Origin of the sequence: Nocardioides panacisoli (genome assembly GCF_039537325.1) — a bacterium.
Taxonomy (GTDB): Bacteria; Actinomycetota; Actinomycetes; order Propionibacteriales; family Nocardioidaceae; genus Nocardioides; species Nocardioides panacisoli.
Map to the genome: position 1 here is coordinate 155,363 of NZ_BAABAH010000006.1, position 21,502 is coordinate 176,864.

Here is a 21,502-nt window from a genome sequence, read left to right on the forward strand (position 1 = left end):
GGACGGCGTTCTCCCTGGTGGCGGCCGCCGACTGAGGATCGAGATGAGCGCTCGGGAGTATCCGGACTTCGCGGAGTTCGTGCAGACGATGCAGCACCGCATGCGCCGCTCTGCCTTCTTGATGACCGGCGACTGGGCGATGGCCGCGGACCTCACGCAGGAGGCGCTGGTCAAGGTCTACATCGCGTGGCCGCGGATCCGGCTCGGCGACGGCGTCGGCGCCTACGCCCAGCGCACCCTGGTCACGACCGTCCTCGACCACCAGCGGTTCCGGAACCGGCGGCCCGAGACGCCGCGCGCCGAGCTCGACGGCAGCGCGACCTCCGACGCGACCAACCTGCTCGCGGACCGCGAGCTGCTGCTGTCGGCGTTGCGCCGGATCGCGCCCCGCCAGCGCGCGTGCGTGGTGCTGCGCTACTTCGAGGGGCTGTCCGTCGCGGAGACCGCCGCGGCGATGGGCTGCTCGGAGGGCAACGTGAAGAGCCAGACCTCGATCGCGCTCCGCGCCCTCCGGAAGGTGCTCGACGACGAGGAGCTCCGGGACGCGGTCTCCGCGGAGATGGACAGCGCGCTGGGAGGCATCCGATGAGCCGGCTGGAGGAGCTGCTGCGCGACGCGTCGGAGCCGGACGACCTGTGGTCGCTGGACCCGTCCGCCATCGCGCACGAGGGACGCCGACGGGTGGTGCGCAAGCGCTGGACCCGGGTCGGCGCGGTCGCGGCTGCGGTCGTCGTCACCGCGGGGGTCGCGGTCGGCGTACCGCTCCTGCAGGGGGCGAGGAACGACCGGGTCACCGACGCCCCCGCGCGCGGGGAGTACCGCGACGTCGTCCTCTCCCGGGCCGAGATGGAGCGCCGCTGCACCGACGAGCTGAACGAGCGCAACGGGACCGACGTCCCGTACGTCGCCGGCCGCGCCCCCGACGGCACCGCCGTCCCCAGTACCGGCCGGCCCGGGTACGTCGAGACGCGCGAGGGCTGGGCGGTGCAGCTGATTCCCGAGGGGGACACCTGGCCTAAGGGCATGCCGCTGGGCACGAAGGCACCAACGGGGGCGCTTATCACGGAGGTTGCGCGCCGCGCACGTCTCGGAGCGGTCTCGAACGTATGCCTGATCCCACAATCCGGGATGACTCCAGGCGTCGATCTCAGAGCTGGTGTGCCGAGGCCGAGTGACCACGCGGCGATCATCGCGGACTGCTCGCGCGCCGCCGGCTACGACTTCGATGGATGGAGAGTCGAAGCGGCTATCAACAACACACCATTCACCTCGCCCCCAACGCCACAGTGGCTCGACGCTGTGCTCCTGTCATCGGACGGACACGAGGCGCAATGCTGGCTTCGGCCGGACCGGACGAGCGGGATGGGAATGGTTCCAAGGCCGTACCTGACGCTCGACGGACAACCCCTCCTAGAGGCATCGGACACGGATCCCTCGAAGCGTTACGCGGTCGTTGCGCCAGTGGTCGACCCGGCGATGGGCATCGGAATCGTGCCGGGATTGCCCGACGGATGGCGTATTGACGTGCTGGCCGACGGCATGAGGATCGCCACGGTCACGACCGACGGCGGCGGCTTTGCGTACTCCTTGGAAGCAACGATTGTGGCCCGTCGGTGGCGTGCCCGAGTGTTTGATGCGTCGGGTGAGATGGTTTGGCAGGGTCGGCTCGACACCGATTCTTTGCACGCCTATTGACCCGCACATTTTCGCAACATCTGGCCCGAGTTCGACGTCGCGTGCGGAGAATGAGTGATGGGGAAATCGACGATTGCTGCTTCGATCTTGCTCGCGATTCTCGCGCTGGCTGGGCCGGCTCTGGGTTCGCAACCGTATGCCCAAGCCGAAGACCCGAACGCGAAGGCGGCTAGGGCGAATCCCGCGTTCGAACGCCAGGTCGTCAAGATCGTGAACAAGAAGCGCGTCGCGCACGGCTGCCACAAGCTGAAGATCAACAACGCGGTCCACCGCGCCGCCCGGCGACACACCAACAAGCAAGCGGTCGCGAATGAACTCAGCCACCAACTCCCCGGAGAGCCGTGGGTCGGGCTGCGTCTGACGATTGCCGGTTACAACAACTGGACGCGAGTCGGCGAAGTCGTCGCAGAGGGGTATCAAACTCCAAAGCAGGTAGTTCAGGGTTGGCTTGACGACATCCCTCACAGACGCATCCTGCTTGACTGCCACTTCAAGGACACCGGGGTCGGCTATGCCGAGGCGAGCGACGGGACGCCGTACTGGACCCAGGACTTCGGCCGGAAGTAGCCGACGATCGACCCGGTAGCGCTGGCGCACGCCCAGAGCGGTACGGCGGTGCGGCTCGAGTGGGGGCCGACGGGTGGCGCGGCGGTCGCCGCGGGCGCCGACGTGGCGGTGGTCGTGGACGTGCTGTCGTTCACGACCACGCTCGGCATCGCGGTGGCTCGAGGTACCCGCGTCCTGCCGTTCGCGTGGAAGGACGAGCGGACGGCTGAGTACGCCGCCGAGCACGGCGCGGTCCTCGCCGTCGGCCGGCACGAGGCGCGTGTCCTCGAGAACCCGCCGCCGAGCCTCTCGCCGGCCCAGCTGCTCGAGGCCGACCCGGTCCCCCGCCTGGTGCTCCCCTCACCGAACGGCTCGACCATCTGCGCCGCGCTCGGCACCGCGCCGGGCGCACCGGCGCTCGTCGGCGCCTCCCTGCGCACCCGTGCCGCCGTCGCGGCCTGGCTGGCGCCGCAGGTGGCGGCGGGGGCGACGGTCGCCCTGGTGCCGGCCGGCGAACGATGGCCGGACGGCTCCCTCCGCCCCGCCCTCGAGGACCTCTGGGGCGCAGGCGCCGTACTCGCTGCCCTGACGGCACACGTGCCCGACGCGCGACTCAGCATCGAGGCCGAGCACGCCGCGGCGGCGTACGCCCTCGTCGCGGACCCTCTCCCCGACGCCCTCGACCGCTGCGCCAGCGGACGCGAGCTGACCGCGGTCGGCTTCGCCGCCGACGTACGCGCGGCCGCCCACCTCGACGCCGACGACGTCGTCCCGCTGCTCGGTCCCGACGGGTTCGCGCCCGCACCGGTGCTGTAACTCAGTGTTCCGAACGCTCCCACCGAGTTCCGACACTGAGTTACATCTCGCGCCGCCGCCGCTAGAGCCCGCCGCCGGCACCGCGATCGTCAGTCGCGAACCCGGACGACCGACTTGCCCAGCGTCCCCCGGGCGTCCATCTCGGCGAGGGCGGCGCCGAACTCCTCGAGGGGGTAGACCTTGCCGATCGGCGGCTTGACGACGCCGGACTCGATCATCGGGACGAGCTGCTGCCACTGCTGCTGCATGTACCCGGGGCGCACCATCGCGTAGGCGCCCCAGCCGACGCCGCGGACGTCGACGTTGTTGAGCAGCAGCCGGTTGACCTTGACCTCGGGGATGCCCTGGCCGGAGGCGAAGCCGACGACGAGAAGCCGACCCTGCGGGGCGAGCGAGCGGAGCGAGTCGGTGAACAGGTCGCCACCGACGACGTCGAGCACGGCATCGACGCCCCGGCCGCCGGTCAGCCCGGCCACCGCGTCGCGGAAGCCGTCGACCAGGACGGTCTCGTCGGCCCCGGCGCCCTTCGCGAAGGCCGCCTTCTCCTCGGTGCTGACGACCGCGATGGTGCGCGCACCGAGGCCCTTGGCCACCTGCAGCGTCGCGGTACCGACGCCGCCGGCCGCGCCGTGCACCAGCACGGTCTCGCCCTCGCGGACCTGGCCGCGCTCGGCGAGCGCGAACAGCGCGGTGAGGTAGTTCATCGGCAGGGCTGCGCCCTCGTCGTACGACGTCCCGTCCGGCAGCGCGAAGATCCCCTCGGGGTGGGCGGCGACGAGCTCGGACGCCCCGCCGTAGGGCCCGACCCCGGCGACCCGCTGCCCCGGCTCGAAGCCGGGGCCGGACACGACCACGCCGGCGTAGTCGACGCCGAGGGTGAACGGCGGCTCCGGCTTGATCTGGTACTCGCCCCGGCTCAGCAACAGGTCCGGGAAGGACACCCCGACGCTGTGCACCTCGACGAGCACCTCCCCGTCCCCGGGTGCGGCGTCCGGCACCTCCTCGACGACGACGTCGGAGGGGCCGGTGGTGGTCTGGACTCGCACGGCGCGCATGGACGCGAGGTTAGCCGGGTCACGGAGGCTTGCAACTCGTTGCATAGGTATGCCACGCTGCGGCCATGGCCCTCGAGCACGCCCTCCTCGTCGCGCTGCGCGAGCAGCCGGCGTCGGGCCTCGAGCTGTCGCGGCGGTTCGGGAAGTCGATCGGGCACTTCTGGTCGGCGACCCACCAGCAGATCTACAAGGTGCTCGCGCGGATGGAGGCCGACGGCTGGGTCGTCGCCGAGACCGTCGTCCAGCAGGGCCGCCCCGACAAGAAGGTGTACGACGTCACGCCGGCCGGCCGCGAGGCGCTCGTCGCGTGGCTGGCGACGCCGACGCCGGAGAGCCCGCTGCGCAGCGAGCTCGCGGTGAAGATGCGCGGCGCATCCTTCGGCGGGTCCGCGGGCCGCGCGGCAGTCCTCGAGTCGGTCCGCCAGCACGCCGCCGACCACGAGCTGCGCCTCGACCACTACCGGCACCTGACGAAGCGCGACTACCCCGACGGCCCGGCGGGCCTCTCCCCGCTCGAGCTCGACCAGTACCTCGTCCTGCGCGGCGGCATCCTCCTCGAGGAGGGGCAGCTCGCCTGGCTCACCGAATACCTGGAGGCCCACTCATGACGTCCTCGCCCGGCACGGCGTACCCCCACCTCTTCCAGCCGCTGGAGCTCGGGCGGCTCACCCTGCGCAACCGGGTCGTCATGGGCAGCATGCACACCGGTTTCGACGACCACCCGTGGGACATCGGCAAGCTCGCGGCGTTCTACGCCGAGCGCGCCCGCGGTGGTGTCGGCCTGATCGTCACCGGCGGCTTCTCCCCCAACAAGCGGGGCTGGCTCAAGCCGTTCGGGGCGGAGATGACCAGCCGGCTGCAGGCGACCCGGCACCAGCAGGTGACCGGCGCGGTGCACGAGGAGGGCGGCGCGATCGCGCTGCAGGTGTTGCACGCGGGCCGCTACGGCTACTCGCCGTTCAACGTGAGCGCCAGCAACCGCAAGTCCCCGATCACCCCGTTCAGGCCCGGCCGGCTCTCCACCAGGGCGGTCGACCGGACGGCGTCCGACTTCGCCCGCTCGGTCGCGCTGGCGCAGAAGGCCGGCTACGACGCCGTGGAGATCATGGGGTCCGAGGGCTACCTGATCAACCAGTTCCTCGCCGCGCGCACCAACGACCGCACCGACGCGTGGGGCGGCACCGCGGAGAAGCGGATGCGCTTCCCTGTGGAGATCGTCCGCCGCTCGCGGGAGCTGGTCGGCGACGACTTCCCGATCGTCTACCGGATCTCGCTGATCGACCTGGTCGAGGACGGTCAGACCTGGGACGAGGTCGTCGAGCTCGCGCACCGACTCGAGGAGGCCGGCGTCACCGTGCTCAACACCGGCATCGGCTGGCACGAGGCGCGCGTCCCCACGATCATCACCCAGGTCCCCCGCGCGGCCTGGCGCGAGTACAGCGGCCGCCTCAAGGCCGAGGTCTCGGTGCCGGTCTGCGCCTCGAACCGGATCAACACCCCCGAGCTCGCCGAGGACATCCTCGCCGCCGGGCAGGCCGACCTCGTCTCGATGGCGCGGCCGCTGCTCGCGGACCCGGAGTTCGCGGCCAAGGCCGAGGCCGGCCGCGCGGACGAGATCAACACCTGCATCGCCTGCAACCAGGCGTGCCTCGACCACGCCTTCTCCAACAAGCCGGTCTCCTGCCTGGTGAACCCACGGGCCGGCCGCGAGACGACCCTGCTGCTCGGCCCGACCCGGCGCAGGGCGACCGTCGCGGTGGTCGGCGCCGGCCCCGCGGGCCTCGCCGCCGCGACGTCGGCGGCCGAGCGCGGCTTCTCCGTCACCCTCTTCGAGAAGGCGCCCGAGATCGGCGGCCAGTTCCGCCTCGCGATGGCCGTCCCCGGCAAGGAGGACTTCGCCGACACGCTGCGCTACTACGCCCGCCGGCTCGAGGTGCTCGGCGTCGACCTGCGGCTCGGCACCGAGGCCACCGAGGACGTGCTGTCGTCGTACGACGAGGTCGTCCTCGCGACCGGCGTCGCCCCGCGGGTCCCCGCGATCCCCGGCATCGAGAGCCTCCGCGTGCTGCGGTACGACGAGGTGCTGTCCGGCGCCAAGGTGCCCGGGCGGCGCGTGGCGGTCATCGGCGCCGGCGGCATCGGCGTCGACGTCTCCGTCTGGCTCACCCACTCCCCCGAGACCCACGACCAGTGGATGGCCCACTGGGGCGTCGGCGACCCGAGCCTGCACCGCGGCGGGCTGACCGAGCCCAAGGCCCGCGAGGTCAAGCGCGAGGTCACCCTGATCCAGCGCAAGACGACCCCGATCGGCATCGGGCTCGGCAAGACCTCGGGCTGGGCGCACCGCGCGGTGCTCAAGCAGTCGGGCGTCCGGCTGGTCAGCGGCGCGACGTACGACCGGGTCGAGGACCTCGAGAACGGCGTCGCGCTGCACGTCACCGTCGACGGCGAGCCGCAGGCCGTCGAGGTCGACCACGTCGTGGTCTGCGCGGGCCAGGAGTCGGTGCGCGGGCTGGCCGGTCCCGGCCGCCACGTCATCGGCGGCGCGGACGTCGCCGCCGAGCTCGACGCGAAGCGGGCGATCCGCCAGGCGACCGAGCTGGTCGCGGCCCTGTGACCCGTCCGTAACCAACAGGTCGGCCGACCTGTTGAGTGAGCGGGATCACAGGAAGGCACGCACGCCGTGGAACGAATCAGCCTGCAACGACTCGCGGTGGTGCTCACCGCTCTCGCCCTGCTCCTGCTCGGGGTGTCCGGGCTGGGTCCCGACGCCACCGCGGCATCGACCGTGGTCGCGCACGGCAGCGCGGAACAGGTCTACGCGACCGGCCTCGCGCCGTCGGCCCAGGTCACCCTGCTCGACGGGTCCGGCGGCACGGTGGCGACCCAGCAGGCCGACGCCGAGGGCGGCGTCCTCTTCCGCAAGGTGACCCCGGGCGACGGCTACCGCCTCCAGCTCGCGGACGGCACCCTGTCCGACCCGGTGACCGTGCACACGACCGCCGCGGCGCCCTGGAACCCCAGCGTCTACAACCAGTCGATCCCGTCCAACGGCTACGGCTACCTGACCACCCGCGACGGCACCCAGCTCGCGATCGACGTGCACCCGCCGACGAGCCCGGCCGGGCTGCCGGGCCTGCCGCCGGGCACGCCGCTGCCGAACGGACCCGACTACCTGCCGCCGTACCCGACGCTGATCGAGTACTCCGGCTACGGCTACGCCAACCCCGACGGCCCGGTCAACGGCATCGCGGTGCTCGCGAACCTGATGGGGTTCGCGGTCGTCGACGTCAACATGCGCGGCACCGGTTGCTCGGGTGGCGCCTACGACTTCTTCGAGACGATGCAGCAGCTCGACGCCTACGACGTCATCGAGACCATCGCCAACCAGCCGTGGGTCAAGGGCCACAAGGTCGGCATGATGGGCATCTCCTACGGCGGCATCAGCCAGCTCTTCGCCGCCCAGCTGAACCCGCCGTCGCTGGCCGCGATCTCGCCGCTGTCGACGATCGACTCGGTCGCGACGACGCTCTACCCCGGCGGGATCCTCAACAACGGCTTCGCCGTCAACTGGGCCGAGGAGCGCGCGCACGAGGCGCTGCCAGCGAGCCCGACCACCGGCCAGCCCTACGCGTGGGACCGGATCCAGGGCGGTGACCAGACCTGCGCGGACAACCAGGCGCTGCACGGCGAGGCGGTCGACCTGCTCGGCAAGGTGCGGGCCAACGACCACTACTACCCCGACGTCGCCGACCCGCTCGACCCGATCACGTTCGTCAAGGACATCCACGTGCCGGTCTTCATGGCCTGCCAGTTCCAGGACGAGCAGACCGGCGGGCACTGCCCGATGCTGGTCCGGCACTTCACCGGTACGACGAAGAAGTGGTTCACCTTCACCAACGGCGCGCACATCGACTCGCTCGATCCCACGACGTTCAACCGGTGGTACGACTTCCTCGAGCTCTACGTCGCCCATCAGGCGCCGATCCTCAACTCGGCGGTGATCAAGGTCGCGGCGCCGCTGATCTTCCAGCAGGCGATGGGGCTGCCGCTCACGAACCCGGCGACCCTGCCCTACGACCCGATCCAGACCAAGCTCACCTACCAGGCGGCGCTCACGGCGTTCAACAACCTGCCGTCGGTCCGGGTGCTGTTCGACAACGGCGCGGGCCGTGGGAAGGGCGACCCCTACCCCGGCTACGAGAAGTCGTGGCCGCGGTTCCCGATCACCGGCACCCAGGCGACGTCGTTCTACCTGAACGGCGACGGCAAGATGCTGCGCACCAAGGCGACCACGGCGCAGCCCGACGCCTACACCTCCGACGCGAACGCCCTGCCCAAGACCGACTTCACCGGCGGGACCGGCACCGGCGGCCTGTGGGGCAACGCCTCGCAGTGGTCGTGGGACTGGAAGCAGTGGCCGGACGGCAAGGCGGTGTCCTACGTGTCGCCGGCCCTGACCCAGGACACGACCGTCCTGGGAGCGGGATCCGTGGAGGTCTGGGTGCGCTCGTCGACGCCGGACGTCGACCTGCAGGCGACGGTCAGCGAGGTGCGGCCGGACGGCAAGGAGGTGTTCGTCCAGAACGGCTGGATGCGGGCCAGCGACCGCACGCTGTCCTCGGACCCGAACAACATCTTCCGGCAGCCGAGCACGCTGCTCGAGCCGGTGCCGAGCCTGCTGCCCTCCGACGTCCAGCCCATGCCGGCCGGGCAGTACGTCAAGGTCACCATCCCGCTCTACTACCAGGGACACGCCTACCGTGCCGGCTCGCGGATCCGGCTGACGATCTCGGCGCCCAACGGCACCCAGCCGATCTGGGCGTTCGACGAGACCCAGCCGCCGTCGGGCACCGCCACGGTCTCGATCGCGCACTCGGCGGCGATGCCGTCGCGGCTGGTGCTGCCGGTGATCGCCGGGGCCACCATCCCGACCAAGGTGCCCGCGTGCGGGGTGCTGCGGAACGAGCCGTGCCGTGACTACGTCGCGGTGACCAACCACCCGGCTCCCTAGTCGAGCGGCCGCCCGAGCACGTCGCAGAGGAGGTCCACGTAGCGGTCGCGGTCCGCCGCGACCGCTACGGCGACCGCACCCTGCCGCTCGTCCGCCTCGGCACGGAACCGCGTCGCTCCGTAGGTGGTCGCGTCCGCCCGCTCGACCTCGACGCTCGCGCGGAGCACGGTGAGCAGCTCGGGTGCGACGAGGGCCGCGACGGCGAGCGGGTCGTGCAGCGGCGCCGCGCCGCCGTAGTAGCCGATCCGCTGCTCGACCAGGTCCGCGGCGGCGGAGGCGGCGGTCGTCCCGAGGGCGCGCAGCCGCGCGACCTCGACCTCGGTGAACGGCGCGGAGAAGGTCGCGTCCATCGTCACCAGCAGCACGTCGCGGAAGCCCGCGGTCAGGACGTCGTGCGCAGCCTCCGGGTCGCACCAGACGTTGCGCTCGGCGTACGGCGTCACTCCGGCCTGCCGGTGCGTTCCGCCGAGCACGACCAGCCGGCCGACGGCGGCGGTGACGCGGGGATCGGCGGCGACGGCCGCGGCGACGTTCGTGAGCGGCCCGGTCGGAACCAGCGCGACCGGCTGCGTCGCCGCCCGGAGCGTCTCGACCAGCCACTCGACGGCGTCACCCGCCGGCTCCGACGTCGGAGCGGGCAGCGGCAGCGTCGGCTCGAGGTCGTCCCGGCCGCTGGGCAGCGGCGAGAGCCGCGGCCGCACCGGGCCGTTGCGACCCGGGTGCACGCCGGTCCCGGCGGCAGCGCCCCGGCCGATCACGTCCAGCACCCGCAGCGAGTTCTCGGTCGTGTGCCGGACGTCGTGGTTGCCCCACACGGCGCAGACGCCGAGCAGGTCGAGGGCGGGGTGCAGCGCGGCGAGCAGGATCGCCACCGCGTCGTCGGTGCCCGTGTCGCAGTCGAGGATGACGGGGGTGCGGGTCACGCCGCGGTCTCCTCGGTCTCGCCGGGGTGGAGGGCGCCGACGACGGTGACGACGGCGATGACGACACCGGCCAGCAGCAGGCCGGCGCCGAGGTGCACCTTGAGCAGCAGCGCGCCGACCGCTGCCCCGAGCAGGATCAGGGCGACCGCGAGGAAGCGCCGCGCCGACCGGACGCTCGACCCGCCGCCGAGGATCGAGTCGGCCGCGAGGCCGGTGATCGTCGAGGTGACCACGACCGTGGTCACGTCCTGGACGGCGACGTGGCGGGCGGTCGCGGCCTGCAGCCCCATGGCGACCGCGGCGCCCGTCGTGACCGAGACGACCAGCCCGTGCGCGGGGTCGTCGCCGACGGCGAACAGCACCGCAGCGAGAACCAGCATCAGGATCGCGACGCACGCGAGCAGCACCGTGACGCCCCTGGACCACGCACCCGTGACCCGCTTGAGTGCCCGGCCGCCGACGGCCGCGCCGGCCATGAAGCCGACGAGCGCGAGCGCCGGGCCGAGGGTCGGCAGGCCGGTACCGCCGACGAGCGCCATGCCGAGCACGACGACGTTGCCGGTCATGTTGCCGGTGAAGACCTTGTCCAGGCCGAGGTAGCCGACGGCGTCGTTGATCCCGGTCGTGAAGGTCAGCACCAGCATCAGGAAGAGGTGCAGCCGGGCGGCGGGTACGGCGCGGAGTCGTGCGGTCACGACGGCCATTGTGGCCGTTCGCTGCGCTCAGACCTGCGCGCGGTGGGCCGCCACCAGGTCGGCGTACCACTGGAAGGACCGCTTCTTGGTGCGCTCCTTCGTCTGCTGGTCGACGTGGACCAGGCCGTACTGCGGCAGGAACCCCTGCGCCCACTCCCAGGAGTCGAGCAGGGTGTAGGCGAAGAACGCGCGTACGTCGACGCCGCGGTCCACCGCGGCGGCGACCGCCTCGATGTGGGCGGCGAGGTAGTCGATCCGGTCCTGGTCGTCGACGACGCCGTTCTCGTCCGGGTCGGCGGCGACGGCCGCGCCGCACTCGGTGATGACGATCGGCGGCATCGCCGCGCGGAACCGGGCCCGCGTCATGACCAGCCACTCCCGCAGCGCGTCGGGCACCACGGCCCAGCCGGCGTCGGTGTAGCGGTGGCCGAGCACGTCGACGAACCGGAAGGGCGTGTCGGAGTCCTCGTCGGCCGCGCCGACGCGGAGCGGGCTGTAGTAGTTGACGCCGTAGAAGTCGAGGGGCTGCCGGATGGTGGCGAGGTCGCCCGGGTGGGTGAACTCCTCCTGGAGCATGGCGAGGTCGCCGGGATAGCGACCGAGCAGCATCGGCTCCAGGAACAGGCCGTTCCAGAGCGCGTCGAAGAGCTTCGTGGCGCCGACGTCCGCGGGGTCGTCGGACGCGGGCCACATCGGCGAGTGGTTGTTGGCACAGCCGACGATCTGCGCACCGGCGCGGCGGAGCTCGATCACGGCCCGGCCGTGGGCGAGCAGCGAGTGGTGAGCGGCGGGGAGTGCGTCGAAGAGCGCCCGGCGGCCCGGCGCACCCTCGCCGGTGGCGTAGCCGCGGAACACCATGACGGCCGGCTCGGCGATAGGCACCCAGGCGTCGACCCGGTCGGCCAGTCGCTCGCCGACGATGCCGGCGTACTCCGCGAACGCGTCGACGGTGCTGCGGTTGAGCCAGCCGCCGTCGTCCTCGAGCGCCTGCGGCAGGTCCCAGTGGTGCAGCGTGACCACGGGGTCGATGTGCGCCTCGACCAGCTTGTCGACGAGGCGGTCGTAGAAGTCGAGGCCCTTCGCGTTCACCGCACCCTTCCCGGACGGCAGGACGCGCGGCCAGGAGATGGAGAACTTGTACTCGGGGGCGCCGAGGTCCTTGAGCAGGGCGATGTCCTCGTCGACCCGGTGGTAGTGGTCCGCGGCCGTGCTCGCGGTCGAGCCGTCGGCGATCCGGCCCGGCTCCGCGGCGTACGCGTCCCAGATCGACGGCCCTCGGCCGTCCTCGGCAACGGCGCCCTCGATCTGGTACGCGGCCGTGACGGTGCCGAAGCGGAACCCCCCAGGCAGCGCACCCAGCGACGCCGGCATCGGCGATTCGGGGGCCACGAGGACAATCCTGCCTTGTGACCGTCGAGATCCGCAGATCATCGGACCGCTTCGTCGACCGCGAGCCCGGCCGGCTGACCCGCCACGCCTTCTCGTTCGGGCAGCACTACCGACCCGACTGGGCCTCGTTCGGGCCCCTGGTGTGCCATGACGACCATCTCCTGGGAGCCGGTCGAGGCTTCGACGAGCACGCCCACTCCGGGCTGGAGATCGTCACCACCGTGCTCCTCGGCGAGCTCGACCATCGCGACTCCAGCGGTACGGCGCACACGCTCGGCCCCGGTGAGGTGGCGGTGCTGTCCGCTGCCTCCGGCGTGCGCCACTCCGAGCTCGCGTCACCGGCCGGTTCGGCGCGGTTCGTCCAGGTCTGGCTGACGCCGGACACCGCCGAGGGCGAGCCGGGCTACGCCACGACCGGCGTGCCGGACGGCAGCGGGCTGGTGCCCGTGCTCGGCGCCGGCGCTCCGCTCGGCATCGGCGTCGCCGGCGCGTCGTACGGCGTCGCGCGGCTCGCGGACGGCGAGACCCTCACCCTGCCCGCTGCGCCGCGGCTGCACGTCTACGTCGCGTCGGGGGCGCTGCTCAGGTTCTCCCTCGCCGAGCCGCTGCACGACGGGGACGCGCTGCTGATGACCGACGAGCCGGCCCACGAGGTCACCGCCGGCGTGCCCACGCAGCTCCTGGTCTGGTCCTTCGCCTAGCCGAATCCCCCCTTTTGGCGCGCCGAATCGTGGGTTATGACGCACCGAATCGTGGGTTATGGCGCGTTCAGCCGAGGATCCGCACGGCGCCCGGGCGGACCTCGACGCCGAGCGGCGCATCAGGGCCGAGCGCAGGCATCGGCTCGCCGTCGGCGCCGACCGGGACGGTCGCGCCGCCGCGGTAGGCACCGGAGATCGCGACCTTCCTGCCGCGCAGCACGGTGACCTCGTCGAGGTCGACGTGGCTGCCGTCGTAGGCCTTCGGCAGCGAGCGGATCAGCTCGATCCGCCCGGCCGCCTCGATCACCACGACGTCGAGCTCGCCGTCGTCGACCACGGCAGCGGGCGCGATGTGCACGCCCTTGCCGTAGAAGCCCGAGTTGGCCACGACGACGCAGGCCGCGCGGTGCTCGGTGCGGACGCCGTCGACGTCCAGGGTGAGGTCGAAGGGGCGGTAGGTCGCGAGGGCGCGGACCGTCGAGACCGGGTACTGCAGCTTCGACGGCAGCCAGTGCGCCTTGTTGACCAGCTCCCCGGCACGGGCGTCCACGCCGCAGTAGACGGAACCGGCGACGAAGGTCTCCACGCCGCCGGAGGCGGCTGCGAGCAGGTCGATCCGGCGCTCCTCGCCGTGCAGGAGCATCTCCACCTGCGCGGCCTCGTCGTGCGGAAGGCCGAGCTGGCGGACGAAGTCGTTGCCGCGCCCGGCGGGCACCAGGGCGAGCACGCCGCCCGCGGTGGCCACCTCGCCCGCGACCGACGACACCATCCCGTCGCCGCCGACCGCGACGAGCACCGCGTCCGCGGCTGCTGCCGCCGCCACGAGGGCGGGCACCTCGTCGACGGAGCCCGTGTAGGTCACCTCGACCTCGGCGCCCTCCTCGCGCAACCGGCGGGCGAGGGGTACGACGACCCGCGCCGCCGTACCTCCGCCGGACAGCGGGTTCACCAGGAACGAGAAGGACCGGCTCACGGGACGAGCACCCCGGGGTTGAGGACACCCGCGGGATCCAGCGCCTGCTTGACGGCGCGCAACGCGGTCACGCCGACCTCACCGATCTCCGCGGTGAGGTAGGGCTTGTGGTCGGTGCCGACCGCGTGGTGGTGGGTGATCGCCGCTCCGCACCGCACGATCGCCTCGCAGGCCGCGGCCTTCGCGGGCAGCCAGCGCTCGAGGGGCTGCTCGCCTCCCGGTGTGGCGACGGTGAAGTAGAGCGAGCAGCCGGTGGCATAGACGTGCGACACGTGGCAGAGCACGAGCGTCCCCTCGCCGAGGGCGCCCTCGAGGGCCTCCTTCACCGCGCGGTAGAGCTCGTCGCGCTTCGACCAGAAGGTCGCGGTCTCGAGCGTCTCTACGAGGACGCCGACGTCGAGCAGGGAGTCGCGGAGGTACGGCGCCGCGAACCTCCCGGCCGCCCAGGACTCGCCTGGCTCGGTCCCGAGCGGGGTGCCGCCGAGCTTCCGGAGCACCTCGGTGACGGCGGCCTGCTTGGCGGCGACCGCCTCCGGGGTGCCTTCGTAGCCGGTGATCATCAGGCACCCGCCCGCGGCGTCGCCGCCGATCGCGTCCGGCCGGGCGAGGTTGATCGACGTCTCGTTCTCGTCGGAGAGTCGCAGCACGGTCGGCAGCAGGTCGGACTGCGCGAGCATGCGCATCGCGTCGGCACCGGCCGCGAAGTCGGGCCACTGCCAGCCCTCGTAGACCTTCATCTCCGGGAGCGGGCGCACCCGCACGGTGACCTCGGTGATCACGCCGAACGCACCCTCGGAACCCAGGAAGAGCTCCCGCAGGTCGGGGCCGGACGCGTTCGCGGGCGCGCTGCCCAGGTGGACGTCCCCGACGGGCGTGGCCACGCGGAGCCCGACCACCATCGCGTCGAACCTGCCGTAGCCCGCGCTCGACTGGCCGCTGGACCGGGTGGCGGCGAAGCCGCCGATCGAGGCGAACTCGAAGGACTGCGGGTAGTGCCCGAGCATCAGCCCGTGCTCGGCGAGCAGGGCCTCGGCCTCAGGGCCGCGCAGCCCCGGCTCGAGCGTCGCGGTCGAGGAGACCGGGTCGACGGCGAGCAGCCGGCGCATCCGGCCGAGGTCCAGCGAGACGACGCCGGCGTACGACGGCCGCTCCGCCGCACCGACGACGAGTCCACCGGTGACGGCCGTGCCGCCGCCGAACGGGACGACCGCGATCCGGTGCTCCCCGCAGTAGGCGAGCACGGCCGCGACCTCGTCGTGGCTCCCGGGCCGCACGACCACGTCGGGTGCGTCGCCGAGGTCGCCGACCCGCTGCCGCAGCAGGTCGGGCGTCGACTTGCCGCGTGTGCGGATCCGGCGGGTCGCGTCGTCCACCAGGACGTCGGCGTCCCCGACGACGGCGGCCAGCGCGGCCGTGTGCGCCCGGTCGAGCGCCGGCGCCGGGACGTCGACGCGCTCGGCGGCGGGGGCGTCCGTGATCGGGAAGACCATCGAGACGAGCTCGCGGACGTGGTCGGGGAGCGGGCCGGCCTCGCCCGGGTCGCCCCAGCGGGTCGCGGGCATCTCGGGCTGGCGGTGCGCGGTGTCGAGCTCGGTCATGTGTTACAGTGTTGCATAGATTGTCACACTGTCACAAGGAGCTCCTCGATGTCGGAAGCACCAGCGCGCGACGGCTACCTCGACGCGGCGCGTGCCTGCATCCTCGACGTCGGCTGGCGCCGTACGACGCTGACCGAGGTCGCCCGCCGCGCCGGCGTCTCGCGGATGACGATCTACCGCGCCTGGTCGGACATGCCGCAGCTGCTCGGCGACCTGATGACGCGGGAGTGGGGCGAGCTGGTCGCGGCGACGACCGAGGAGTACGACGGCTCGGCGCCCGACCCGGCCACGATCGCCGAGGGTGTCGTCCGCGCGGTGCGCGCGCTGCGCGAGAACGAGCTGTTCGTGCGGATCCTCGAGCTCGACCCGGAGCTGATCCTCCCCTACGTGCTGGCCCGCCGCGGCCGCTCCCAGGAGCTGGTGCTCGGTGTGCTCGTGACGGGCATCCGCGCCGGCCAGGACGCCGGCACGGTGCGGGCCGGCGATGCGACCGCGATGGCGCGGTCGGTGCTCCTCGCCGCGCACGGCTTCGCCCTGTCCGCCCAGACCATGCTCGACGACGACGTCACCGAGGACGTCCTCGACGCCGAGCTCCGCCTGCTCGTCGAGAGGAACCTGGCCCCGTGAACGCCCAGAACGCTTCCCCCGCCCACCGGATCACGCCCGGCCTGCCCGGCGTACCCACCGACGTCGACGTCGTCGTGATCGGGCTCGGGGTCACCGGGGCCGGCGTGGCGCTCGACGCGGTCAGCCGCGGCCTCTCGGTGCTCGCCGTCGACGCCCACGACCTCGCGTTCGGCACGTCGCGGTTCTCCTCCAAGCTGGTGCACGGGGGGCTGCGCTACCTCGCCAACGGCCAGGTCGGCGTGGCGCACGAGAGCGCGGTCGAGCGCGGGATCCTGATGGAGACGACCGCTCCGCACCTGACCCGTCCGATGCGCACGCTGCTGCCCGTCGACGCCCGGATGAGCGGCACGCAGGCGCGCGTCGCCCGCGCCGGTCTGATCGCCGGCGACCTGCTCCGTCGCGCCGCGCGCACCAGCAGGGTCACGCTCCCGCCGCCGCGCCGGATCGACGCGGCAGCGACGCTCAGCCTCGCGCCCGGCCTCCGCCGAGGGGGCCTCCGCGGCGGTCTGCTCGGCTGGGACGGGCAGCTCGAGGACGACGCCCGCCTGGTCACCACGATCGCCCGGACCGCCGCCGCGCGCGGCGCCGCGGTCCACACCCACGCCCGGGTCCTCGCGGCGAGCGGCACGCAGGTCACCCTCCGCGACGAGCTGACCGGCACGACGGTCGACGTACGCGCACGAGCGGTCGTCAACGCCGCGGGCGTCTGGGCCGGCGACCTCGTGGACGACGTACGACTCCGCCCGTCGCGCGGCACCCACCTGGTGCTGCGCGCGGACACGCTGCCGGGCCTGCAGGCGGCGGTGTTCGCCCCGATCCCCGGCGAGCGCAACCGCTTCGTGCTGGTGCTGCCGCAGCCGGACGGGACGATCTACGTCGGGCTGACCGACGAGCCCGTCGACGGCCCGATCCCCGACGTCGCGCAGCCGAGCGAGGTCGAGATCGGCTTCCTGCTCGACGTGGTGTCGGCGTCGTTCGCGCACCCGCTGCGCCGCAGCGACGTGGTCGGGTCCTACGCCGGCCTCCGTCCGCTGCTCGATGCCGGCCCCGGCTCGACCGCGGACCTGTCCCGCAAGCACGCCACGATCGTCGGCCGCTCCGGCGTCGTGACCATCGTGGGTGGCAAGCTGACGACCTACCGCAGGATGGCCGAGGACGCCGTCGACGCCGCCGTCGCCCACGCCGGCCTCGACGCCGGCCCCTGCGTCACCGCGACCCTCCCGCTCGCCGGCGCGGCGCCCCGCGACCAGCTCGCCCGTCTCGCGGCCGACGACGGCCGCCCCGGCTTCGCCCGCCTGGTCCGCCGCTTCGGCGCCGACGCCGCATTGGTCCTCGACTCGGCCGTCGACGCCACCGGCCTGGCCAGCGACGAGCTGCTCGCCCCCGTCGCCGACACCGTCGCGGTCACCCTGGCCGAGCTCGTCTTCGGCGTCACCCACGAGGGCGCTCACGACGTCGACGACCTCCTCGACCGTCGCACCCGCGTCGGCCTCGTCCCCGCCGACCGTGCCCTCGCCCTCCCCGCCGCCGAGAAGGCCCTCGCCCTCACCCACGCCGCGAGCTGAACCCTCACTTCGAGCACCTCGAACCCTCACTTCGAGCACGTCGAACCCTCAGGTTGCGCACCTCGAGCACTCACTTCGGAGCGCTGGCCCCGCCCGCTCGAACTGAAGGCTCGAGGTGCTCGAAGTGAGGGTTCGGCAGGCTCGAAGTGAGGGTTCGACATGACCGATGAGTTTCTCCGTCGACTCGGGTCGGACCCATCAGGCAGACTCCACCTCACGACCCGGGGGTACCGATGGGAACCGCAGTGACCGAGCAGACCACCACGTCCACCGCGACCGACGAGCTGGCCGACTTCGACGCGCTCGCGGGCCGCTACCAGCGTGAGCTGATGGCGCACTGCTACCGGATGAGCGGGTCGGTGCAGGAGGCCGAGGACCTGGTCCAGGAGACGTTCCTGCGCGCGTGGAAGGCGTCTGCCGGCTTCCAGGGTCGCAGCTCGGTCCGGACGTGGCTCTACAAGATCGCCACGAACGTCTGCCTGACCAACCTCGAGGGCCGCCCGAAGCGGCCGCTGCCGACGGGCCTCGGCACGGCGGACTCCCGCGTCGGCGACGCCCTCGACGAGAACACCGACATCCCGTGGCTCGAGCCCGTGCCGGACGCGGCCGTCGAGGTCGCCGAGCGGGACACGATCCGGCTCGCCTTCGTGGCCGCCCTGCAGCACCTTCCGGCGCGCCAGCGCGCCGTGCTCATCCTGCGCGACGTGCTCCGCTGGTCCGCCGCCGAGACCGCGACCGCGCTCGACACCACGACGGCCGCCGTGAACTCGGCGCTCCAGCGCGCGCACGCCCAGCTCGGCGAGCGGCAGCTCACGCCCGACGACGTGACGCCCGAGCTGAGCAGCGACCAGCAGCGGATGCTCGACGCCTACCTCGAGGCGTTCTGGCGCAAGGACGTCGACACGATCGTCAAGCTGCTCGCCTTCGACGCGACGTGGGACATGCCGCCGTTCACCAACCACTACCGTGGCGCGCAGAGCATCGGCGAGCTGATCAGCAACCAGTGCCCCGGCGGCTACGAGGACATGCCGATGGTGGCGACGACGGCCAACGGGCAGCCCGCGTTCGGTCTCTACATGCGGCAGCCGGAGGGCCACTTCGAGCCGTTCCACCTCCAGGTCCTCGACGTCGAGGGCGAGCGGGTCCGGCACGTGACCGCCTTCTTCGACACCGAGCTGTTCGAACGGTTCGGCCTGCCGTCGCAGCTGCCCGCCGACTACCGGCCGACGCTGGCCACCTGACCGTGTCGGCCCTGCCGGGGCCGGCGTTCGATCCTGCTCCGCCAGGTGTGGAGCTGCTCGAGCGCTCGCTGGCCTACACCCGTGCCGCCCTCGTCACCGTCGGGCCGCAGCACCTCAGCCTGCCCACGCCGTGCGACCACTGGCGGCTCGGCGACCTCCTCGCGCACATGGAGGACGCCCTCGATGCCTTCGGGGAGGGCGCCGGCGGCGCGATCGACCTGCACAGCCAGGCACCGGCTCCCCTGGAGCTGCGGATCATCAGCCTGCAGGAGAAGGCCTGCGCGCTGCTCGGCGGCTGGCTGGCCGCGCGTTCGCCGTACGTCGACGTCGCCGGCCACCCCGTCGCCGTCGACACGATCGCCCGCCTCGCCGCGGTCGAGATCACCGTCCACGGCTGGGACGTCGGCCGCGTCACCGGCCACTCCGTGCCGGTCCCCGACGCGCTGGCCGCCGAGCTGCTCCCCACCGCCGTCGCCCTCGCCCTCGACCATCCCGACGGCTTCGGTCGACCGCTCCCCGTCCCCGACACCGCAGGCAGCGGCGACCGGCTCCTCGCCACCCTCGGCCGCTGCCCCTGAAACAGGAAAAAGGAGCGAGCCCCCGGAGTTGCATGGGGTCAACTCAAACGGGGGCTCTGTCGTTCTCGGTGCTCCCTCCGAAATACGACAGCCCCAGGATAGCCGGTCCGCCGCGCGCGTCCAGCGGTACCGGAAGAAAAGTCCCGACCTTTACGAGCGCTGCTCAGCCGGCTGCCCGGAGGAACGACTCCAGGATGGGGCCGGCGGTGCCGGATCCCGAGCTGCCGACGTCCACGAACACGGCGACGGCGAGGTCGCCCTGGGCGGCGACCATCCAGGCGTGCGTCTGGCGGCCGTGGGGCCCGTCGAACTCGGCGGTCCCGGTCTTAGCGATGACCGGCGGGCCGGGCACGTCGGCGAGGCCCGCGCCCGAGCCCGACGTGACGACCGCGCGCAGGATGTCCCGCAGCGCCGCGACCTCGCCGTTGCTCGGCTCGTCGACGTTCTTGGGCGCCGCGACGTCGACCTGCTCGACGAGGCGGGGCACGACGATCTTGCCGGCCTGCACGCTCGCGATCACGGTGGCCATCGACATCGGCGAGGCGAGCACCGTGCCCTGGCCGATCATGTCGGCGGCACCCTCGGTCTCCGAGGCGGGTGGCTCGACACTGCCGAAGTAGGCCGGGAAGCCGAGGTCGTGGTCCACGCCGAGGCCGAGCGAGGCCGCCGCGTCGACGAGGTCGTCCTTGCCGAGCCGGCCCCGCTGCGAGATCACGGCCGTGTTGCAGGAGTTCGCGATCGCCGTACGCAGCGGGATGTCGCCGATCGCGCTCGGCGGGTAGTCGTCGTAGTTCTCGAACCGCTTCCCGTCGACGGTGACCGACGGCGTGCAGGGCACGGTCGAGCTCGGCGTCAGCCCCGAGCGCAGCAGCGCCAGCGTGCTGACGATCTTGAACGTCGACCCGGGCGCGAACTGCCCGTAGGTCGCGTAGTTCTGACCGCCGGTGCCGGGGCCGTTGGCGGCCGCGAGGATCGCGCCGTCGCTCGGGCGGATCGCGACGAGCGCGCTCGCCGGGCCTACCCCGGCGAGCAGGTTCTCCGCGGTGGTCTCGAGGCGCTCGTCGAGGGTCAGCGCGAGCTTCTTGCCGGCCACCGGCTCGATCCGGGTGAGCGGACGGTCCCGCCGCGTCGAGTCGGGATCGGTCGCGACCACGCTCCGGCCCGGTCGGCCGCGCAGCTGGTCGTCGTACCTCGCCTCCAGGCCGGACACCCCCGCGACGTCGCCCACGTGGTAGGTGTCCGGGTCGTCCTTCACCATCTCGGCGGTCACCGGGCCGACCCGGCCGAGGATCGGTGCGGCGAACTCGCGGGTCGGGGCGAGCGCGAGCTTGTCGGCGACGGTGAGCAGGCCGGGAATGCTGGCGGCGCGTACGGCGGGAGGGACCTCGCCTCGCCGGTAGACGATCGCCTGCACGAACGCCTCCGGCCCGGCTGCCTTCACCGCGGCGACGTAGGACCCCACGTCGACACCGACCAGCTGGGCAAGTGCGCGCGCGGATGCAGGTGCCTCGGCGGGCTTGACCTTGGTCTTGTCGATGCCCAGCTCGACGACGGGACGGTCGGTGACGAGCACCTGACCGTGCGCGCCCGTGACGTCGCCGCGCGGTGCCGGCAGGGTCGTCGCGTCGAGGACCTCCTTGGCGCGCAGGCTCGGCTCGACCGCCGTGCGTGCCCACACGAGGGACCAGTCGCCGCCGGTCTCCTGGGTGGCGACCGTCGTCTGGTAGGTCCACGGGTCGTGGCCCTCGACCAGCGGCCAGCTCCAGTCCACCGTGATGGCCGTCGCGGAGGTGTCGGCCACCGTCACGGTCGGCTCGATCCCGTCCATGCCGTCGACCGCGTCGACGAAGTCCGCCGCCACGTCGGCGCCCTGGGCGTCGACGAACGTCAGGTCGGCGAGCCCGCTCCCGGCTGCTGCCTCGTCGGGGTCGTCGTCGGCGAGCGAAGCGGCGGTGTCGGCGAGCGCGGACGCGAACGAGTCGGCGAGGTCGTTCGGCACCGCACCGTCGTCACCTCCTCCTCCGCCGCCACCGCTGCACGCGGCCAGCAGGGGCAGGAGGAGCACGACCGCCGAGGTTCGCCGCAT

The 21,502-nt window shown here is 72.7% G+C and carries 19 protein-coding genes; 12 read left to right on the forward strand and 7 right to left on the reverse strand.

The features are described from left to right. The first annotated feature begins 43 nt into the window (after positions 1–43). From ABD709_RS10870 to ABD709_RS10885, 4 genes are read left to right on the forward strand one after another with little or no spacing between them, the layout of a single operon-like run. Complete coding sequence (locus ABD709_RS10870; protein WP_344775215.1) at positions 44–589, forward strand: SigE family RNA polymerase sigma factor; 546 nt, start codon at positions 44–46, stop codon at positions 587–589. Then, positions 586–1,695, forward strand: coding sequence for a hypothetical protein (locus ABD709_RS10875; RefSeq protein WP_344775217.1), 1,110 nt, complete (start codon positions 586–588; stop codon positions 1,693–1,695). Before ABD709_RS10870 ends, ABD709_RS10875 begins: the two co-directional genes overlap by 4 nt. A gap of 57 nt (positions 1,696–1,752) precedes the next feature. Continuing rightward, positions 1,753–2,262 (forward strand): CAP domain-containing protein, encoded by a 510-nt coding sequence (locus ABD709_RS10880; RefSeq protein ID WP_344775219.1) that lies wholly within the window; start codon positions 1,753–1,755, stop codon positions 2,260–2,262. A 48-nt stretch (positions 2,263–2,310) separates the two neighbouring features. Beyond that, positions 2,311–3,057 carry a 2-phosphosulfolactate phosphatase gene (locus ABD709_RS10885; RefSeq protein ID WP_344775221.1) on the forward strand — a complete coding sequence of 249 codons (747 nt, stop codon included), beginning with the start codon at positions 2,311–2,313 and terminating at the stop codon, positions 3,055–3,057. 89 nt (positions 3,058–3,146) lie between these two features. On the opposite strand, the gene ABD709_RS10890 is transcribed toward ABD709_RS10885, so the two are convergent. Next, positions 3,147–4,112 (reverse strand): NADPH:quinone oxidoreductase family protein, encoded by a 966-nt coding sequence (locus tag ABD709_RS10890; protein ID WP_344775223.1) that lies wholly within the window; start codon positions 4,110–4,112, stop codon positions 3,147–3,149. A 65-nt stretch (positions 4,113–4,177) separates the two neighbouring features. Here ABD709_RS10890 and ABD709_RS10895 point away from each other — a divergent pair, with 65 nt between their 5' ends. From ABD709_RS10895 to ABD709_RS10905, 3 genes are all read left to right on the forward strand, one after another. After that, positions 4,178–4,720: a PadR family transcriptional regulator gene (locus ABD709_RS10895; RefSeq protein WP_344775225.1), complete on the forward strand. Its 543-nt coding sequence runs from the start codon at positions 4,178–4,180 to the stop codon at positions 4,718–4,720. After that, a complete protein-coding gene (locus tag ABD709_RS10900) occupies positions 4,717–6,729 on the forward strand; it encodes an NADPH-dependent 2,4-dienoyl-CoA reductase (RefSeq protein ID WP_344775227.1) in 2,013 nt (670 codons plus the stop codon). The genes ABD709_RS10895 and ABD709_RS10900 overlap by 4 nt, the downstream gene beginning before the upstream one ends. A gap of 66 nt (positions 6,730–6,795) precedes the next feature. Further along, entirely contained in the window at positions 6,796–9,126 is a 2,331-nt protein-coding gene (locus ABD709_RS10905; protein WP_344775229.1) for a CocE/NonD family hydrolase, read from the forward strand. Here ABD709_RS10905 and ABD709_RS10910 read toward each other — a convergent pair. The 3 genes from ABD709_RS10910 to ABD709_RS10920 are packed head-to-tail and all read right to left on the reverse strand — an operon-like array spanning position 9,123 to position 12,133. After that, a complete protein-coding gene (locus ABD709_RS10910) occupies positions 9,123–10,049 on the reverse strand; it encodes a nucleoside hydrolase (protein WP_344775231.1) in 927 nt (308 codons plus the stop codon). The genes ABD709_RS10905 and ABD709_RS10910 overlap by 4 nt on opposite strands. Next, complete coding sequence (locus ABD709_RS10915) at positions 10,046–10,744, reverse strand: YoaK family protein (protein ID WP_344775233.1); 699 nt, start codon at positions 10,742–10,744, stop codon at positions 10,046–10,048. The genes ABD709_RS10910 and ABD709_RS10915 overlap by 4 nt, the downstream gene beginning before the upstream one ends. 27 nt (positions 10,745–10,771) lie before the next feature. Beyond that, entirely contained in the window at positions 10,772–12,133 is a 1,362-nt protein-coding gene (locus ABD709_RS10920) for a GH1 family beta-glucosidase (protein ID WP_344775235.1), read from the reverse strand. A gap of 17 nt (positions 12,134–12,150) precedes the next feature. On the opposite strand from ABD709_RS10920, the gene ABD709_RS10925 reads away from it, so the two are divergent. Further along, positions 12,151–12,834: a pirin family protein gene (locus tag ABD709_RS10925; protein WP_344775237.1), complete on the forward strand. Its 684-nt coding sequence runs from the start codon at positions 12,151–12,153 to the stop codon at positions 12,832–12,834. A gap of 67 nt (positions 12,835–12,901) precedes the next feature. Here the strand turns inward: ABD709_RS10925 and ABD709_RS10930 are convergent, their stop codons facing one another. Further along, a complete protein-coding gene (locus tag ABD709_RS10930; RefSeq protein ID WP_344775239.1) occupies positions 12,902–13,807 on the reverse strand; it encodes a diacylglycerol/lipid kinase family protein in 906 nt (301 codons plus the stop codon). After that, on the reverse strand, positions 13,804–15,405 hold the full coding sequence (locus ABD709_RS10935; protein WP_344775241.1) for an FAD-binding oxidoreductase: 1,602 nt from the start codon (positions 15,403–15,405) through the stop codon (positions 13,804–13,806). Before ABD709_RS10935 ends, ABD709_RS10930 begins: the two co-directional genes overlap by 4 nt. Positions 15,406–15,453: 48 nt before the next feature. Here ABD709_RS10935 and ABD709_RS10940 point away from each other — a divergent pair, with 48 nt between their 5' ends. The 4 genes from ABD709_RS10940 to ABD709_RS10955 all read left to right on the forward strand — a co-directional run bounded on the left by ABD709_RS10940 (position 15,454) and on the right by ABD709_RS10955 (position 19,416). After that, positions 15,454–16,032, forward strand: coding sequence for a TetR/AcrR family transcriptional regulator (locus tag ABD709_RS10940; protein WP_344775243.1), 579 nt, complete (start codon positions 15,454–15,456; stop codon positions 16,030–16,032). Continuing rightward, positions 16,029–17,597, forward strand: a complete 1,569-nt coding sequence (locus tag ABD709_RS10945; protein ID WP_344775245.1) for a glycerol-3-phosphate dehydrogenase/oxidase — start codon at positions 16,029–16,031, stop codon at positions 17,595–17,597. Before ABD709_RS10940 ends, ABD709_RS10945 begins: the two co-directional genes overlap by 4 nt. A gap of 245 nt (positions 17,598–17,842) precedes the next feature. Further along, positions 17,843–18,838 carry a sigma-70 family RNA polymerase sigma factor gene (locus tag ABD709_RS10950; RefSeq protein WP_344775247.1) on the forward strand — a complete coding sequence of 332 codons (996 nt, stop codon included), beginning with the start codon at positions 17,843–17,845 and terminating at the stop codon, positions 18,836–18,838. 2 nt (positions 18,839–18,840) lie between these two features. After that, positions 18,841–19,416 carry a maleylpyruvate isomerase family mycothiol-dependent enzyme gene (locus tag ABD709_RS10955; protein ID WP_344775249.1) on the forward strand — a complete coding sequence of 192 codons (576 nt, stop codon included), beginning with the start codon at positions 18,841–18,843 and terminating at the stop codon, positions 19,414–19,416. Positions 19,417–19,579: 163 nt separating this feature from the next. Here the strand turns inward: ABD709_RS10955 and ABD709_RS10960 are convergent, their stop codons facing one another. Further along, entirely contained in the window at positions 19,580–21,502 is a 1,923-nt protein-coding gene (locus tag ABD709_RS10960; RefSeq protein ID WP_344775251.1) for a penicillin-binding transpeptidase domain-containing protein, read from the reverse strand.

Bases quoted from the DNA above. Each gene is read 5' to 3' on its own strand.
- ABD709_RS10870 (WP_344775215.1), top strand. From the start codon at position 44: ATGAGCGCTCGGGAGTATCCGGACTTCGCGGAGTTCGTGCAGACGATG.
- ABD709_RS10875 (WP_344775217.1), top strand. From the start codon at position 586: ATGAGCCGGCTGGAGGAGCTGCTGCGCGACGCGTCGGAGCCGGACGAC.
- ABD709_RS10880 (WP_344775219.1), top strand. From the start codon at position 1,753: ATGGGGAAATCGACGATTGCTGCTTCGATCTTGCTCGCGATTCTCGCG.
- ABD709_RS10890 (WP_344775223.1), bottom strand. From the start codon at position 4,112: ATGCGCGCCGTGCGAGTCCAGACCACCACCGGCCCCTCCGACGTCGTC.
- ABD709_RS10895 (WP_344775225.1), top strand. From the start codon at position 4,178: ATGGCCCTCGAGCACGCCCTCCTCGTCGCGCTGCGCGAGCAGCCGGCG.
- ABD709_RS10900 (WP_344775227.1), top strand. From the start codon at position 4,717: ATGACGTCCTCGCCCGGCACGGCGTACCCCCACCTCTTCCAGCCGCTG.
- ABD709_RS10935 (WP_344775241.1), bottom strand. From the start codon at position 15,405: ATGACCGAGCTCGACACCGCGCACCGCCAGCCCGAGATGCCCGCGACC.
- ABD709_RS10940 (WP_344775243.1), top strand. From the start codon at position 15,454: ATGTCGGAAGCACCAGCGCGCGACGGCTACCTCGACGCGGCGCGTGCC.
- ABD709_RS10960 (WP_344775251.1), bottom strand. From the start codon at position 21,502: ATGCGGCGAACCTCGGCGGTCGTGCTCCTCCTGCCCCTGCTGGCCGCG.